Raw genomic sequence first — 14,457 nt, 5'->3', positions numbered from 1 at the left:
GGACCGGACCGGAGATCGGAAGCCGGGACCCGACGCCGGGAGAGGATGTCGATGAGGACCTCCGTCGAGGACGCACCACGGGTCGTGGTCGTCAGCGCCCACGCCGCGGACTTCGTGTGGCGGGCCGGCGGTGCCATCGCCCGCTGTGTCGAGGACGGCGGTCAGGTCACCGTCCTGTGCCTGAGCTACGGAGAGCGCGGCGAGTCCGCCGCGCTGTGGCGTGAGCCGGGCGCGACGCTGGAGACCGTCAAGGCTGCGCGCCACCAGGAGGCGACCAACGCCGCCGAGGCCCTCGGGGCCGAGATCGAGTTCCTCGATGCGGGTGACTACCCGCTGAAGGTCACCGACGAGGTGCTCGATGCCGTCGTCGCGCTGTTCCGCCGGGTCCAGCCCGGCGTCATCCTCACGCACGCCGCGCGCGACCCGTACAACCTCGACCACGCACTGGCCCACGAGCTGGTGCTGCGGGCGCGGATGGTGGCGCAGGCCCACGGTCTGCCCGACCGGGAGACGAAACCGCTCGGCGCGGCGCAGGTGCTGGCGTTCGAGCCGCACCAGCCCGAGCAGTGCGACTTCAAGCCCGACCACCTGCTCGACATCACCTCGGTCTTCGAGAAGAAGCACGCGGCGATGAAGTGCATGGGCGGCGCGCAGGGTCACCTCGTCGACTACTACGTCGACCTGGCGACGCGCCGGGGCGTGCAGGCCGTGCGCAACGGCGCACCCAGGTCGGTCGTGCACGCGGAGGCCTACATGCGGACGTTCCCGACGGTCGGGGACGCGCTGTGGTGAGTCGCCACGTGGTCGTGCGTTCCGCGGCCGCGCCGGACCCGGCCGCGGTGAAGGAGCTGCGCGCACAAGGGGTGGCGACCGTGCACGAGGCGCAGGGGCGTCGTGGGCTGCTCGACCCCCGGATCGCGCCGCGGCAGGAGGGCGCCGCGATCGCGGGGCGCGCCGTCACGGTGCTCTCGCACCCGGGCGACAACCTCATGATCCACGCGGCCGTCGAGCAGTGCGAGCCCGGCGACGTCCTGGTCGTGACGACGACGTCGGACTCCACCGACGGCATGTTCGGTGAGCTGCTGGCCGTGTCGCTGGCCGCGCGCGGCGTCCTCGGTCTGGTCACCGGCGCCGGCGTGCGCGACACCGCGGAGCTGCGGCGGATGGGCTTCCCCGTCTGGTCGCGCGCCGTCAGCGCGCAGGGCACGGTGAAGGCCAGCCCGGGCTCGGTGAACGTGCCGATCGTCGTCGCAGGTGCCCACGTGGCGCCGGGAGACGTGATCGTGGCCGACGACGACGGGGTCGTCGTCGTGGCGCGTGAGGAGGCGGCCGAGGTCGCCGCAGCGGGCGCAGCACGGCTGCGCTCGGAGGAGGAGAAGCGGGCCCGGTTCGCCGCGGGCGAGCTGGGCCTGGACATGTACGGCCTGCGGGCCGAGCTGGAGCGGCTCGGCGTCACCTACGTCGACGCCGCACCGGGTTCCTGACGACCGGCCGGCCCGCACCGGGGACCACGGCGGGCCGGCTTCCACCACAGGCCGACAACACATCCGGAAAGAAGGACGACGATGCTGTCAGCAGAGGACAACGACCTCATGTGCCGGGTCGGCCCCGGTACGCCGATGGGTGACCTGCTGCGCCGCTACTGGACCCCGGCGCTGCTGGCCAGCGAGGCGCCGACGCCCGACGGAGAACCCGTGCGGGTGCGGCTGCTGGGCGAGGACCTGGTCGCCTTCCGCGACACCGACGGCAAGGTCGGGCTGGTCCAGGAGAACTGCCCGCACCGCGGGGCGTCGCTGTGGTTCGGCCGCAACGAGGAGTGCGGGCTGCGCTGCCCGTACCACGGCTGGAAGTTCGACCGCGAGGGCAACTGCGTCGACATGCCCAGCGAGCCGCCGCAGAGCGTCTTCAAGGACAAGGTCAAGATCAAGGCGTACCCGACGCACGAGTCCGGTGGCGTGATCTGGACCTACATGGGCCCGCCGGAGAAGATGACGCCGTTCCGCGACTTCGGCACCGAGACCCTGCGGCCCGAGCACATCTCGGCCACGAAGCTGCACACCACCTGCAACTGGGTGCAGGCGATGGAGGGCAACCTCGACACCTCGCACATCTCGTGGCTGCACCAGTTCCACTCCGTCCCGGACATCCCCGACGACGGCAGCGACAAGCCCGGCTACCCGTCGAACCCGCAGTCGTGGAAGTTCTGGCTGCACGACCGGGCGCCGCGGCTGGAGATCGAGGACACCTGGTACGGGTTCAAGTACGTCGGGGTCCGGACCACGCCCAACGGGCACAAGCACGTCCGGATGAGCGCGTTCTGCTACCCGTACATCACCGTGATCGCCACGGTCCCGTGGGGCTGCCGCCTCGGCATCTTCGTCCCCATCGACGACGAGAACTGCTGGCGCTACAGCATCACCACCCGTGAGTTCGAGAACCCGCGCAACATCGGCGGCCCGAACCTGTTCTCGGTGAGCCCCTTCAAGTTCGGCCGCGCCGAGGTCAACGGCAACGGGATCATCCCGCGCGAGTACACCGCCGAGAACGACTACGGCATCGACCGCGACCACCAGCGCGACTTCAGCTTCTCCGGCGTCGCCGAGTTCGTCAGCCAGGACCTGATGGTCACCGAGTCCATGGGCCCGATCTACGACCGCTCGCAGGAGCGGCTGGGCACGTCGGACAAGGCGATCATCCGGATGCGGCGGCAGCTGATCGCGGCGGCGAAGAAGGTCCGCGAGGGCGGCGAGCCGCCGGCCGTCGAGGCCGACCTCGACTACCGCAGCATCCGGTCCGCCGAGAAGATCCTCGAGGCCGACGAGGACTGGCGCATCCTGGGCACGAACGAGGACCCGACCGTCATCGAGATGGACGTCGACGGGCTGCCCGACCGCAGCCCGCTGCCCTCGGCCGGTAACTGACCGCGGACGGGGCCGCCGGTGCAGCCGCGCCGGCGGTGCCCGCTGCCGCATGCGGACCGGACGGCCCCGTCGGGGGCGGGGCCGCCCGGCCGGAAGACCGAAATCCGCGCGCGCGGAGCGCGCGGCGAATAGTGGAGAGTGAGAATGCGGATCCGTCCAGTACGGACCCGGTCCGCCGGGCGCGTCGTCACGATCGTCGCGGCGCTGCTCGGCCTGCTCGTCGTCGCCGCCTGTGGTGCGGCCGGCGGCGGCAAGCCCAACAACAGCGGCCCCATCGCCGCCATCGACCCCTACGGCGCCGACCTCGCGACACAGGGGACGCCGAAGGACGGCGGCACCCTGACCCTCGGCATGGACCGGGAGATCGTCAGCTACGACCCGACGGTCCAGAACTCGAACATGGCCGCGATGGCCGTCTACGACTCGCTGATGAAGCTGACGCCGGACGGCGGCGCCGAGCCGTACATGGCGAAGTCGATGACCTCGCCCGACAACGGCAAGACGTGGAACCTCGCGCTGCGGCCCGAGGTCAAGTTCTCCGACGGCACCCCGCTCGACGCGCAGGCCGTCATGATCAACGTGCAGCGGCACATCGACAAGGTGTCCTCGCCCGCGCACGGCTACGCCGCGCAGATCGCCTCGATGCGCGCGACCGACCCGTACACGGTCCAGTTCGTCATGAAGGCCCCGCTCGGCGTGTTCCCGATGGTGTTCGCGCAGCCGATCACCTACGGCAGCCTCGGCCTGATCGTCTCGCCCGCGGCGCTGCAGCAGTACGGCAACGACATCGGCCGCCACCCCGTCGGCGCGGGCCCCTTCACCTTCGTCGAGTGGGTCCCGGACTCGCACGTGACGTTCCAGAAGAACCCGAACTACTGGCAGCAGGGCCTGCCGCACCTCGACAAGCTCGAGTTCCGGCCGATCCCCGACACCGACTCGCGGCTCGCCTCGATCCAGAACGGCGACGTCGACGTGGCGTTCGGCGGGTACAGCCAGGAGCTCGTCCCGGCGCTGGCCAACCCCAACCTGAAGGTCTACTACGGACCGGGCAACGCGGGGGAGTACCTCTACTTCAACTTCAACAAGGCGCCCTTCGACGACCGCCGCATGCGTGAGGCGATCATCCGCTCGCTGGACCTGAACGCACTCGGCGCGAGCCAGTACAACAACCGGCTGGTCAAGGCCGACAGCCTCTACGACGCCTCGAGCCCGTTCCACACGCCGGCGGCGTCGCAGGAGTGGCCGACCTACGACCCGGCCAAGGCCAAACAGCTGATCGAGGACTACAAGGCCTCGGGCGGCAACCCGACCTTCACGTTCAAGACCACGACGGCGCGCCGCGCGTTCGGCGAGTTCATCCAGGCCCAGATGGCCGCCGTCGGCATCAACGTCGACGTGCAGTACTTCGACCTGGCGCAGTTCTCGTCGAAGGTCGTGCAGAGCAACGACTTCCAGCTCACCACGTGGGTCGGTGGGTTCGACTCGGCCTACCCCGGCACCGCGCGGCTGCTGCGCAGCGACGGCAACACCAACTACGGCAAGTACTCCAACCCGCAGGTCGACCAGCTGCTCGACCAGGCGGCGAGCACGACCGACGACGCGGCACGCACGAAGGCGTACCAGCAGGTCGAGATGATCGCCGGCAAGGACCTGCCGGTGGCCTTCTTCAGCCGGAGCTACCTGTCCACGATCACGAAACCGCAGGTCAAGGGCGTCGACCGGTACACGTCGCGTGACATGTTCTACGCGAACCTCTGGCTGGACCGATGACCCGGCCCACACCGCACCCGATCAAGGGGAGGGAGTGACGAGATGACCTACATCATCGCCGAACCGTGTGTCGACCTCATGGACCGCAGCTGCGTCGACGTCTGCCCGGTCGACTGCATCTACCAGGGTGGGCGCAAGCTCTACATCAACCCGGGCGAGTGCATCGAGTGCGGCGCCTGCGAGCCGGAGTGCCCGGTCGACGCCATCGTGCTCGAGCAGGAGCTCACCGACGAGGAGCGTCCACACCTGGCCGACAACGCAGCCTTCTTCTACGAGACCCTGCCCGGCCGCGACGCGCCGCTCGGCGAGCCCGGCGGTGCGGGGGCGTTCGGACCCGTCGACATCGACACCCCGCTGGTCGCAGCGTTGCCGCCGCGGGAGAGCTGAGGCCGCCATGGCAGAGATGACCATCTCGACACCACCGACCACGGCTGCGCCGCCGGGCGAGGCGCCAGGCAAGGCCCCGCGCGGGGCCCGGCGGAACGCGGCCGTGCGACGGGTCCGGCGCCGGCTGGTCCATCTGCTCATCGTTCTGATCGCGGTGACGTTCCTGTCGTTCGTCGTGATCGACCTGCTCCCCGGCGACGCGGCCGTCGTCGTCGCCGGTGACAACGCCACCCCGGCCCAGGTCGCGCAGGTGCGCCTCGACCTGGGCCTGGACCGGCCGATGATCGTGCGATACATCGACTGGCTCGGCGGCGTCGTCACCGGTGACCTCGGCAAGTCCTTCCGCACCGGCCAGCCCGTCACCGAGGCGCTGGCACAGCGCATCCCGGTGACGTTCGAGCTGACCATCGTCGCCGAGGTGCTCGCACTGCTGATCGCCGTGCCGCTGGCGATCTACTCGGCCTACCGCCCGGGCCGGTTCGTCGACCGCGCGTCGATGACCCTCGGGTTCGGTGCCGCGGCCATGCCGCAGTTCGTGTTCGGCATGGTGCTCATCGTCCTGTTCGCGGGCGGCCTGACGAGCATCCTGCCGGCGACCGGGTACGAGAGTTTCTTCACCGACCCGTTGGGCAACATCAGGACGATCATCCTGCCCTGTCTGACGCTGATGATCGGCGAGGCGGCGGTCTACCGACAACTCCTGAGATCGGACATGATCTCGACGCTGCAGGAGGACTACATCCTGATGGCCCGGTCCAAGGGCCTCGGCCCGCGGACCATCCTGCTGCGCCACGCGCTGCGGCCCTCGTCGTTCTCGCTGATCACCCTCTCCGGGGTGAACATCGGGCGGCTCCTGGGCGGGACGGTGATCGTCGAGACGCTCTTCGCGATCCCCGGGCTCGGCCAGATGATCGTGCAGGCGGTGTTCAACCGCGACTACATGCTGCTGCAGGGCGGACTGCTGTTCGTCGCGGTGGCCTACGTCGTGATCAACATGATCATCGACCTGCTCTACCTCGTCCTCGACCCACGGGTGCGCCGAGATGCCTGACATCCGGAAGACCAGCACACAGAGCCTCGAGAAGGTGTCGGCCACCGACACCGACGCCCTCGACTCGGAGGTCACCTCCGTCGACCTCGACCTCGTCGAGCCCATCACCGGGAACACGGCCACCGAGCCGGTCAAGGCGCGCCGCACGCGCACGCCGATCGGCTGGTACCTCGCCTGGTTCTGGATCGCCGCCGTCGTGATCTCGGCGATCTTCGCCCCGCTGCTGCCGCTGTGGGACCCGGCCGTGCCGGACTACAACAACGTGTTCGGCGGCATCACGCCCGAGCACTGGCTCGGCGGCGACACGCTCGGCCGTGACAACCTCTCGCGCATCATCTACGGCGCGCGGGCGTCGTTGCTGGTCGGCATCTGCGCCGTCCTGCTCGGCGCGGTCGTCGGTGGCATCCTCGGCATGATGGCGGGCTACTTCCGCGGTCGCACCGAGCGCGTGCTCTCGCTCGTCACCGACGTCGTGCTCGCGTTCCCCGGCCTCGTGCTGATCATCGCGATCGTCGCGATCCTGGGGGCGAGCCTGACGAACCTGATCGTGGGCCTGGCGATCCTGTCGGTGCCGACGTTCATCCGGCTCGCCAGGGCGACGACGCTCGTCGTCACGCAGCGGGAGTTCGTGCACGCCGCGCGGGCCTACGGGGCGAAACCCATGCGGATCATCCTGCGGGAGATCGCCCCCAACGTCGTCATGCCGATCGCGGCGTACGGCTTCATCATGGTCGGCGTCTTCATCGTCGTGGAAGGCTCGTTGAGCTTCCTCGGCCTGGGTATCCCGCCACCCACCCCCTCGTGGGGCGGCATGATCGCCGGCGGGCGCACCCAGCTGATCGAGTACCCGCACATCTCGCTGATCCCCGCCGCGGTCATGTTCCTCACCGTGCTGGCGATCAACTACGTCGGTGAGCGGAGCCGGAAGTTGTTCGAGGTCAGGGAGAGCAACCTGTGACGCGCCCGACTGACACCGCACCCACGACCGTCGCCGCCGAGGCGGCCGGCCGGCACCGCGCCGCGAACGCCGCGGGCGACGCCCGGCCCGCCAAGGGCGACCTGCTGACCGTCGACGACGTCCACGTCCGCTTCCACACCCGCAATGGTGTGGTGCACGCGGTCGAGGGCGTCTCGTTGACGCTGCGCGAGGGCGAGGTGCTCGCCGTCGTCGGCGAGTCCGGGTCGGGCAAGACCGTCTTCACCAGGCGGGTCATGGGCCTGATCTCGGGGAGCCGCGAGACCGACGTCGAGGGCACCGTGACCTTCGACGGGATCACGCTCTCCGACCTCGACGCCAAGGGGCTCGCCGGCGTGTGGGGCAAGGAGATCGCCCTCGTCCTGCAGGACCCGATGACCTCACTCAACCCGGTCAAGCGCATCGGGGCGCAGATCACCGAGACGCTCGTCCTGCACCACAAGCTCTCCAAGCAGGACGCGAACGCCCGGGCGGTCGAGCTGCTGCGGTCGGTCGGGCTCTCGGAGCCGGAGCGGCGCGTGCGGCAGTACCCGCACGAGCTCTCCGGCGGCATGCGCCAGCGCGTGACCATCGCGATCGCGCTGTCGTGCAGCCCGCGGCTGCTGCTGGCCGACGAGCCCACCACGGCCCTCGACGTCACCGTCCAGGCCCAAATCCTCGACCTGCTGGGCGACCTGCAGTCGCGGCTGGGCATGGCGATGCTGCTGGTCACCCACGACCTGCGGGTCGTGCGCAGCCGGTCGGACCGGATCGCGGTCATGTACGCGGGCCGGATCGTCGAGACCGCGCCGACGAAGGACCTCTTCGACGCGCCCCGGATGCCCTACACCGAGGCGCTGATGAACGCGGTCCCGCCGATCACCGGGCCGAACCACGTGCGGCTGGCCGTCATCCCCGGCCGTCCGCCGAACCTGTTGTCCCCGCCCAGCGGTTGCCGCTTCAGCCCGCGCTGCCCGTACGCGCAGGACCGCTGCCTGACCGAGGAGCCGCCGCTGCGCCCCGCCTCGGAGCTGCCCGGCGGGGGCATCGAGGGCCACTCCTACCGGTGCTGGTATCCGGTGGGGACGCCCGAGAACGCCGAGGCGCGCAGACGGAACGTCGAACGCGGGGAGACCGCGGCCGGGACACCGGTGACGGGGGAGATGGTGCCGGCATGAGCAGCACGACGGACATGAGCACGGACACTGGTTCGGTCCTGGAGAAGACGCGTGACGACCGGTCGGCCGACGACGTCGTGCTGCGGCTGGAGGACCTCGTCGTCGAGTTCCCGGCCGGCGCGGGGCAGGTCGTGCACGCGGTGTCGGGCATCAACCTCGAGGTCCGGCGCGGCGAGACGCTGGGGCTCGTCGGGGAGTCCGGGTGCGGCAAGTCGACCACCGGCCGCGCGATCATGCAGCTGCCGCGGCCGACGGGCGGGTCGGTGCACTTCGACGGCCGCGACCTCGCGGCGCTCTCGCCCGAGGAGGTCCGCAAGCTGCGGCCGAAGCTGCAGATGATCTTCCAGGACCCCATCTCCTCGCTGAACCCGCGGCGGCGGATCCCCGACATCGTCGGCGACCCGCTGGTGGTGTGGGGCCGGGGCGCCGACAAGGACAAGGTCGTTCCCGACGTGCTGCGCGCCGTCGGTCTCGACCCCGACCAGGTGGCCGACCGCCGTCCCCACCAGTTCTCCGGCGGCCAGTGCCAGCGCGTCTCCATCGCGCGGGCGCTGGTGCTCGAGCCGGAGGTGCTGATCTGCGACGAGCCCGTCTCGGCGCTCGACGTGTCGGTGCAGGCGCAGATCCTCAACCTGCTCGAGGACATGAAGGCCCGCTACGGCCTCACGCTGGTGTTCATCGCCCACGACCTCGGCGTCGTGCGCAACATCAGCGACCGGGTCGCCGTGATGTACCTGGGCCGGATCTGCGAGCTGGGCCCGACCGAGGCGCTGTTCGACGCCCCCGTGCACCCGTACACGCGGCTGCTGGTGTCGTCGATCCCGTCGATGGAGGGCGCGCAGCGGGGCGAGGTCGGCACGGGCGAGATGCCCTCGCCGGTGTCGCCGCCCAGCGGGTGCCGGTTCCGCACCCGCTGCCCGCTCGCCACCGACCGGTGCGCCGATGAGGTCCCGCAGATGCGGGAGGTCGCTCCCGGCCGCTTCACCGCGTGCCACCACCCGGTGCTCGACACGGCGGTGGGCGAGCCGATCGCACCCGCGGTCACAGCCGTCCCCACGACGCCGCTGACGGCGTCGAACGGGGCGGGGTCGAACGGGGCGGGGTCGAACGGGGCGGCGTCGAGCCGCACCGAGAGCTGAGCGTGCCGTCCACGGCCCGGTCCGCCCGTGGCGGACCGGGCCGTACCCGCGTACGTGCCCGGGGCTGGGGCGTCGTCGTCGCCGGGGCGGCGCTGCTGACGCTGCAGACCGGCTTCGTCGTCAGTGCCTTCGGCGCCTACCTCGTCGCGATCACGGCCGAGACCGGCTGGAACCCCGGCGTCGTCGCGGTGGCGTTCGCGGTCGTCCAGCTCGGCAACGGGACGCTGTCGCCCGTGACCGGGTGGTGCTGCGACCGGTTCGGCACCCGTGCGGTCGCGGGCGTGGGCACGATCCTCACCGCGGCGGGCTGCGCGCTCGCGGCGCAGGCCGGCAGCGGCGGCGGGTTCGTCGCCGCGATCGTCGTCGTCGCGCTCGGTGTGTCGGCGGCGGGCATCACGCCGCTGACCGTCGCCGTCGTGCAGGCGCTCACCGAGCGGCGCACGCTCGCGCTCGGCCTGCTGCCCAGCGGGATCGCGCTCGGCGGGCTGCTCGTACCCGCCGTCGTCTGGCTGCTCGGCGCGACCGGCTGGCGCACCACGTTCCTCGTCGTCGCCGTGATCACGCTCGTCCTCGGCCTCGCGGCGGTGCTGCCGCTGCCCGGGCCGATCGAGCGCCGCCCCACCCGCTCCCGGCGCCGGAGCCTGCGGCGGCGCTCCGAGGTGCCCGTCCCCGCCGCGGTCCCCGACGGCGTCGTCGTGGCGGCCGGGGCCCCGGACATGGACCTGCGCGCCGCGATCCGCACGTCGGCGTTCTGGCTGCTGATCGTCGGGCACGGCTGCGCGCTCGTCGCCGTCGGCGCGATGAACCTGCACCTCATCCCGCTGATGACGCACGGGCGCGGGTTCGACATCCAGGTCGCCGGGCTGGCCGTGGCGGGGATGTCGGTGACGCAGCTGGTCGGCCAGATCGTCACCGGGATCATCGGGGACCGCTTCGACAAGCGCCGGCTCGCGGTGGGCTGCATGGTCGTGCAGACGGCGGTGCTCGTCACGCTCGCCGTGGCGACGACCCTGCCGGTGGTGATCGGTGCGGCGCTCGTGCACGGGCTGGCCTGGGGACTGCGCGGGCCCGCGATGAACGCGATCCGCGCGGACTACTTCGGGGTCCGCTCGTTCGGCACGATCATGGGCTGGTCCATGGGCTTCGTGTCGCTCGGCATGCTCGCCGGCCCGCTCGTCGTCACCGCCTTCGCCGCGGGCGCCGGGGGCTACCCGCTCGGGTTCGCGGCGATCACCGTCCTGACGGTCGTCGGGATGGTCGCGTTCCTCGTCGTGCGACCGCCGCGACGGCCGGCGCTCGCCGCCGCGGCGCCGGGCGCGACGCGGTACGGGTGCGCGGCGTCACCGGACACCGCGGCCTGAGCCCCGGGGCGCCGCCGCGCGGCCCGAGGGCCCTGGGGTCCGTGCTCGGAGTCCGTGCTCGGAGTCCGGGCTGGGGGTCGGGGGCTCGGAGGCCGGGCCCGGAGTCGGGGACGGAGTCCTCGGGGACGGAGTCCGGGCCCGGGAGTCAGACCGCGCGGGGGTCCGACCGGCTCCGCTGCGGTCGCGAGCGGGCTCAGCGGTCGGCGGCGGTCCGGTCGAAGCCGTCGGCCAGGTCCTCGAGCGCGGGCAGTGCCGCGAGCAGCGTCGCCGTCGTGGTCGGGGGGAGGTCGGCGAGGATCGCCGTGACGGTCGCCGACCGCTTCTCCCGGATGCGCTGTGTCCGCGCCCGCCCGGCGTCGGTGGCCTCGAGCAGGGCGGCGCGCTGGTCGGTCGGGTGCGGGGTGCGGCGGATCAGGCCCGCGGAGTCGAGCTTGGTGACGATGCGCGAGAGCATCGTCGGGTTGATGCCCTCGATCCGGGCGACCTCCGTGGGCCCGATCGGGCCGCGGAACCCGATGATCGCGAGCACCGACGCCTGGCTCGGCGTGAGATCCTCGCTCATCGCCGACGCGTTGAGGACGCGGGCGAGCCTGCCGATGGCGCGCCGGAGCCGCGCCACCGCCTCCGGGTCGAACGTCACGGGGTCGGGCACGCCTGGTCTCCTCGCCGGGAAAGCTGCGACGCTGCTGGTGTCGCGCCCTATGCCTACCAGGACGCACCCGCCGCGGCGGCGCCCGGGCCGATGGTTCTGCTCATCCGGGCGAGAGGTATCCGGACACCGGTGGACGTGTCGTCGAGCTCCTCGTCGACGCGGTATCCCGCCGCCTCGTAGAGCGGCCGGCCCGCGACCGTCGCCATCAGCTCGGCGCGGGTGAACCCCTCGGCGGCCGCGGCCGCCTCGCAGCGCCGCAGGACCAGCATCCCGACCCCGCGCCGCGCGAAGCCGGGGTCGGTGTACATGGCGCGGATCCGGGCCGGCTGCGTCGCCGGGTCGAGCAGCGCGTCGTCGCGACCCGGGGTGTGGTCGCCGCCGTAGAGCGTGGTCCGCCTGCTCCAGCCCCCGCAGCCCGCAGGCCTGCCGTCGATCTCGACGACGACGTAGGTCCCGTCCTCGATCAGCCGGGTGTCCAGGCCCATGATCCGACGGCTCGCCCGGATCTGCTCGGCGTCGAGCCAGGGGGTGAGCAGCCGTTCGATCGCGGCGTCGACCAGCGGGAGGAGGGCGGGGAGGTCGGCGACCGTCGCGAGCCTGCTGGTCATCGCCATGGGGCCGATGATGCCACCCGCGCCCGGCCCGCTGATCACGTACGGGAGGATCGGCGCGTGACCGCGACCGTCTTCGTGCTCAACGGCCCGAACCTCAACCTGCTCGGCACCCGCCGGCCCGAGGTCTACGGCTCGACGACGCTGGCCGACGTCGAGGAGCTGTGCCGGGCCGAGGCCGCGGCCGCCGGATGGGCGTGCGAGTTCCGGCAGACCAACCACGAGGGCGAGCTCGTCGACTGGCTGCACGAGGCCGGCCGCACACCCGACTGCCCGGGCGTCGTGCTCAACGCGGGCGCCTACACCCACACCTCCGTCGCCCTCCACGACGCGATCGAGGCCGTCGACGTGCCCGTCGTCGAGGTGCACATCTCCAACGTGCACCGGCGGGAGTCGTTCCGGCACCACTCCTACCTCTCGCCGGTGGCCGCGGGGATCGTGGTCGGGTTCGGGGTGCCGGGCTACGCGCTCGCCCTGCGGGGGCTCGCGACCCGCGGCTGACCTGCCGACCTGCCGCCCCGAGCGTCGCCGGTGCAACCTGGCGGTCGTCGTGGCGCGTCGGGGGAGCGGTGAGGTTGCGCGCGTGCTGTCGGGCGCAACCACACGGTCGTCCTGGCGGCCGGCGGCAGCAGTGAGGTTGCGGGCGGGGTGGTTCGTCGGCCGGACGGGGCACGGCGCGGCGGGCCGGACGGGGCCGGGCGGGGTGCGTCGTCGGCCGGACGGAGGGCCTCCGTGCGGTCAGCGTGCGGTCAGCGTGCGGGCGGGTCGAACCGGCGGGAGAGCCGGGCGAAGGTCGCCGGGACGGCGCCGTGCACCCGTGCACCCAGGGTGAGCCAGCGCGGGACGAAGACCTCGGCCCGGTCGCGCCCCACCGAGTCCACGACCGCGGCCGCGACCCGATCGGCGCTCACCGGGCGCGGAAACCTCCGGTGGTACGGGGTCCCGCGGCGCGCGAAGTACGGCGTGTCGACGGCGCCGGGCAGCACGGTCGTCACGCGGACGCCGGACTCGAGGCGCACCGCGTCGGCGAAGCCGCGCAGGCCCGCCTTCGTCGCGGAGTAGACGGCCTCACCCGCCACCCCGATCGCGGCGACCGAGGCGACGAACACGACGTGCCCGTCCTGGTCGCGCAGCGTGGGAAGGAGGGCGTTCGTGAGCCGGATCGGGGCGTCGAGGTTCACCGCGAGCATGGCGGAGACGGCGTCGGGCGGGGTGTCGGCGACCGGCCCCGCCCACCCGAGCCCGGCGCCGTGCACGAGCAGCCGCACCCGCCCCTCGGCTGCGGACCGGACGGCCTCGACGCCGTCGGGCCGCGCGAGGTCGGCCTCGACGGCGGTCCCGCCGCAGGCCGCGGCGACCGCGGCGAGGCGGGTCCGGTCCCGACCGCTCACGACGACGTCCCAGCCCGCGGCGGCCAGCCGCAGCGCGACGGCCGCACCGATCCCCGACGACCCGCCCGTGACGACGGCCGTTCCTCCGGCAGGCGTGCTCACCCCGGCGCGGGTCCGACGTGACGCGCCCCGACGGCCTCCATCGCCTCCATGCGGTGCAGGAGATGGGTGCCGCGCGCGGTGATCAGCACGATCCCGGCGACGACGGTGAGGGCGGCGAGGCACTCCCCGGCCAGCATGCCGGGGCTGGTGTCGAGCTGCTCGCCCAACCACCCGACACCGATCAGCACACCCACCACCGGGTCGACGCTGGTGATGACGGCGACGGCGGGCGACATGAGCTTGCCCTGCTGGAAGGTGTTCTGGCTGAGCAGGAACCCGAGCGGCCCGATGACGCACACCACGTAGAGGGCCATGTGGCCGAACGGCTCGGTCCAGCCGACCCGCAGCTGGCCGGTGACGACCTTCATGAGCCCGGCCGTCACGCCGTAGAGGACGCCCGTCGCGGTCGCCAGCGCGAGCACCCGCGAGGGGTGCGAGACCGCGGCCGCGTAGACGAGGCAGCCGACGACGAGCGCGGCCAGCGCGATGGCCAGCGGGAGACCGTCGGCGAGATCGAGGCTCTCGTCGGCCCCCCCGGGAACGGGCCGGGCCAGGAGCAGGAACGCCGACAGCCCGGCGGCGCAACACAGCGCACCGAGCAGGATGAGGATGTCCGGGCGGCGCCGGGCCATCAGGGCGGAGAACCCCGCCGCGAACGCCACGCCGGTGACGAGCAGCGGCTGCACGACCGCGATCGGCCCGAACGCCAGTGCGACGAGCTGCAGCAGCAGCGCGGCGACCGTCGCGACCAGGCCGAGCATCCACATCGGCCGCCCGAACAGCTCGACGAGCAGCCGCGGGCTCAGCGTCGGGGCGAGCTCGACCTCCTTGGTCGCGCGCTGCTGCGCGGCGGTCGCCAGGCCGAAGCCGGCGGCACCCAGCACTGCCGCCGGGACGGCGATGAGCATGCCGGTCCCGGAGTCCATCGCCACCCCCTGT

15 protein-coding genes are annotated in these 14,457 nt (G+C 72.4%); 11 read left to right on the top strand and 4 right to left on the bottom strand.

The features are described from left to right. Positions 1–51: 51 nt before the first annotated feature. The 10 genes from PSED_RS18595 to PSED_RS18550 all read left to right on the top strand — a co-directional run bounded on the left by PSED_RS18595 (position 52) and on the right by PSED_RS18550 (position 10,762). Positions 52–792: a PIG-L deacetylase family protein gene (locus PSED_RS18595; protein ID WP_013675789.1), complete on the top strand. Its 741-nt coding sequence runs from the start codon at positions 52–54 to the stop codon at positions 790–792. Beyond that, on the top strand, positions 786–1,484 hold the full coding sequence (locus PSED_RS18590) for a 4-carboxy-4-hydroxy-2-oxoadipate aldolase/oxaloacetate decarboxylase (RefSeq protein WP_041759849.1): 699 nt from the start codon (positions 786–788) through the stop codon (positions 1,482–1,484). Before PSED_RS18595 ends, PSED_RS18590 begins: the two co-directional genes overlap by 7 nt. Before the next feature lie 81 nt (positions 1,485–1,565). Beyond that, entirely contained in the window at positions 1,566–2,921 is a 1,356-nt protein-coding gene (locus PSED_RS18585) for a Rieske 2Fe-2S domain-containing protein (protein ID WP_013675787.1), read from the top strand. Positions 2,922–3,065: 144 nt separating this feature from the next. Beyond that, positions 3,066–4,691 carry an ABC transporter substrate-binding protein gene (locus tag PSED_RS18580; protein WP_013675786.1) on the top strand — a complete coding sequence of 542 codons (1,626 nt, stop codon included), beginning with the start codon at positions 3,066–3,068 and terminating at the stop codon, positions 4,689–4,691. Positions 4,692–4,733: 42 nt separating this feature from the next. Beyond that, positions 4,734–5,078, top strand: coding sequence for a ferredoxin (gene fdxA / locus PSED_RS18575; RefSeq protein ID WP_013675785.1), 345 nt, complete (start codon positions 4,734–4,736; stop codon positions 5,076–5,078). A gap of 7 nt (positions 5,079–5,085) precedes the next feature. Next, positions 5,086–6,129 carry an ABC transporter permease gene (locus PSED_RS18570; RefSeq protein WP_013675784.1) on the top strand — a complete coding sequence of 348 codons (1,044 nt, stop codon included), beginning with the start codon at positions 5,086–5,088 and terminating at the stop codon, positions 6,127–6,129. Next, positions 6,122–7,087 carry an ABC transporter permease gene (locus PSED_RS18565; RefSeq protein WP_013675783.1) on the top strand — a complete coding sequence of 322 codons (966 nt, stop codon included), beginning with the start codon at positions 6,122–6,124 and terminating at the stop codon, positions 7,085–7,087. Before PSED_RS18570 ends, PSED_RS18565 begins: the two co-directional genes overlap by 8 nt. After that, complete coding sequence (locus PSED_RS18560) at positions 7,084–8,262, top strand: ABC transporter ATP-binding protein (protein WP_013675782.1); 1,179 nt, start codon at positions 7,084–7,086, stop codon at positions 8,260–8,262. Before PSED_RS18565 ends, PSED_RS18560 begins: the two co-directional genes overlap by 4 nt. Further along, positions 8,259–9,401 carry an ABC transporter ATP-binding protein gene (locus PSED_RS18555; protein ID WP_013675781.1) on the top strand — a complete coding sequence of 381 codons (1,143 nt, stop codon included), beginning with the start codon at positions 8,259–8,261 and terminating at the stop codon, positions 9,399–9,401. Before PSED_RS18560 ends, PSED_RS18555 begins: the two co-directional genes overlap by 4 nt. 2 nt (positions 9,402–9,403) lie before the next feature. Further along, positions 9,404–10,762: an MFS transporter gene (locus PSED_RS18550; protein WP_013675780.1), complete on the top strand. Its 1,359-nt coding sequence runs from the start codon at positions 9,404–9,406 to the stop codon at positions 10,760–10,762. A gap of 193 nt (positions 10,763–10,955) precedes the next feature. On the opposite strand, the gene PSED_RS18545 is transcribed toward PSED_RS18550, so the two are convergent. Together PSED_RS18545 and PSED_RS18540 are read right to left on the bottom strand one after the other, a co-directional pair. Next, entirely contained in the window at positions 10,956–11,414 is a 459-nt protein-coding gene (locus tag PSED_RS18545) for a MarR family winged helix-turn-helix transcriptional regulator (RefSeq protein WP_013675779.1), read from the bottom strand. Between the two features lie 53 nt (positions 11,415–11,467). Further along, positions 11,468–12,067, bottom strand: coding sequence for a GNAT family N-acetyltransferase (locus PSED_RS18540; RefSeq protein WP_013675778.1), 600 nt, complete (start codon positions 12,065–12,067; stop codon positions 11,468–11,470). 18 nt (positions 12,068–12,085) lie between these two features. Between PSED_RS18540 and aroQ the strand changes: the two genes are divergently transcribed. After that, a complete protein-coding gene (gene aroQ, locus PSED_RS18535) occupies positions 12,086–12,526 on the top strand; it encodes a type II 3-dehydroquinate dehydratase (RefSeq protein WP_013675777.1) in 441 nt (146 codons plus the stop codon). Between the two features lie 248 nt (positions 12,527–12,774). Here aroQ and PSED_RS18530 read toward each other — a convergent pair whose 3' ends face one another. Together PSED_RS18530 and PSED_RS18525 are read right to left on the bottom strand one after the other, a co-directional pair. Further along, a complete protein-coding gene (locus PSED_RS18530) occupies positions 12,775–13,518 on the bottom strand; it encodes an SDR family NAD(P)-dependent oxidoreductase (RefSeq protein WP_013675776.1) in 744 nt (247 codons plus the stop codon). Next, complete coding sequence (locus tag PSED_RS18525) at positions 13,515–14,444, bottom strand: DMT family transporter (protein WP_013675775.1); 930 nt, start codon at positions 14,442–14,444, stop codon at positions 13,515–13,517. Before PSED_RS18525 ends, PSED_RS18530 begins: the two co-directional genes overlap by 4 nt. Positions 14,445–14,457 lie beyond the last annotated feature (13 nt).

It is taken from the genome of Pseudonocardia benzenivorans CB1190 (assembly GCF_000196675.2).
In the GTDB taxonomy this organism is placed as follows: domain Bacteria; phylum Actinomycetota; class Actinomycetes; order Mycobacteriales; family Pseudonocardiaceae; genus Pseudonocardia; species Pseudonocardia benzenivorans.
This window is presented reverse-complemented; position numbering and strand designations above follow the sequence as displayed.

Coding starts and splice junctions, on each gene's coding strand:
- PSED_RS18595 (WP_013675789.1), top strand. CDS start 52: ATGAGGACCTCCGTCGAGGACGCACCACGGGTCGTGGTCGTCAGCGCC.
- PSED_RS18525 (WP_013675775.1), bottom strand. CDS start 14,444: ATGGACTCCGGGACCGGCATGCTCATCGCCGTCCCGGCGGCAGTGCTG.
- PSED_RS18585 (WP_013675787.1), top strand. CDS start 1,566: ATGCTGTCAGCAGAGGACAACGACCTCATGTGCCGGGTCGGCCCCGGT.
- PSED_RS18580 (WP_013675786.1), top strand. CDS start 3,066: ATGCGGATCCGTCCAGTACGGACCCGGTCCGCCGGGCGCGTCGTCACG.
- PSED_RS18555 (WP_013675781.1), top strand. CDS start 8,259: ATGAGCAGCACGACGGACATGAGCACGGACACTGGTTCGGTCCTGGAG.
- fdxA (WP_013675785.1), top strand. CDS start 4,734: ATGACCTACATCATCGCCGAACCGTGTGTCGACCTCATGGACCGCAGC.
- PSED_RS18565 (WP_013675783.1), top strand. CDS start 6,122: ATGCCTGACATCCGGAAGACCAGCACACAGAGCCTCGAGAAGGTGTCG.
- PSED_RS18570 (WP_013675784.1), top strand. CDS start 5,086: ATGGCAGAGATGACCATCTCGACACCACCGACCACGGCTGCGCCGCCG.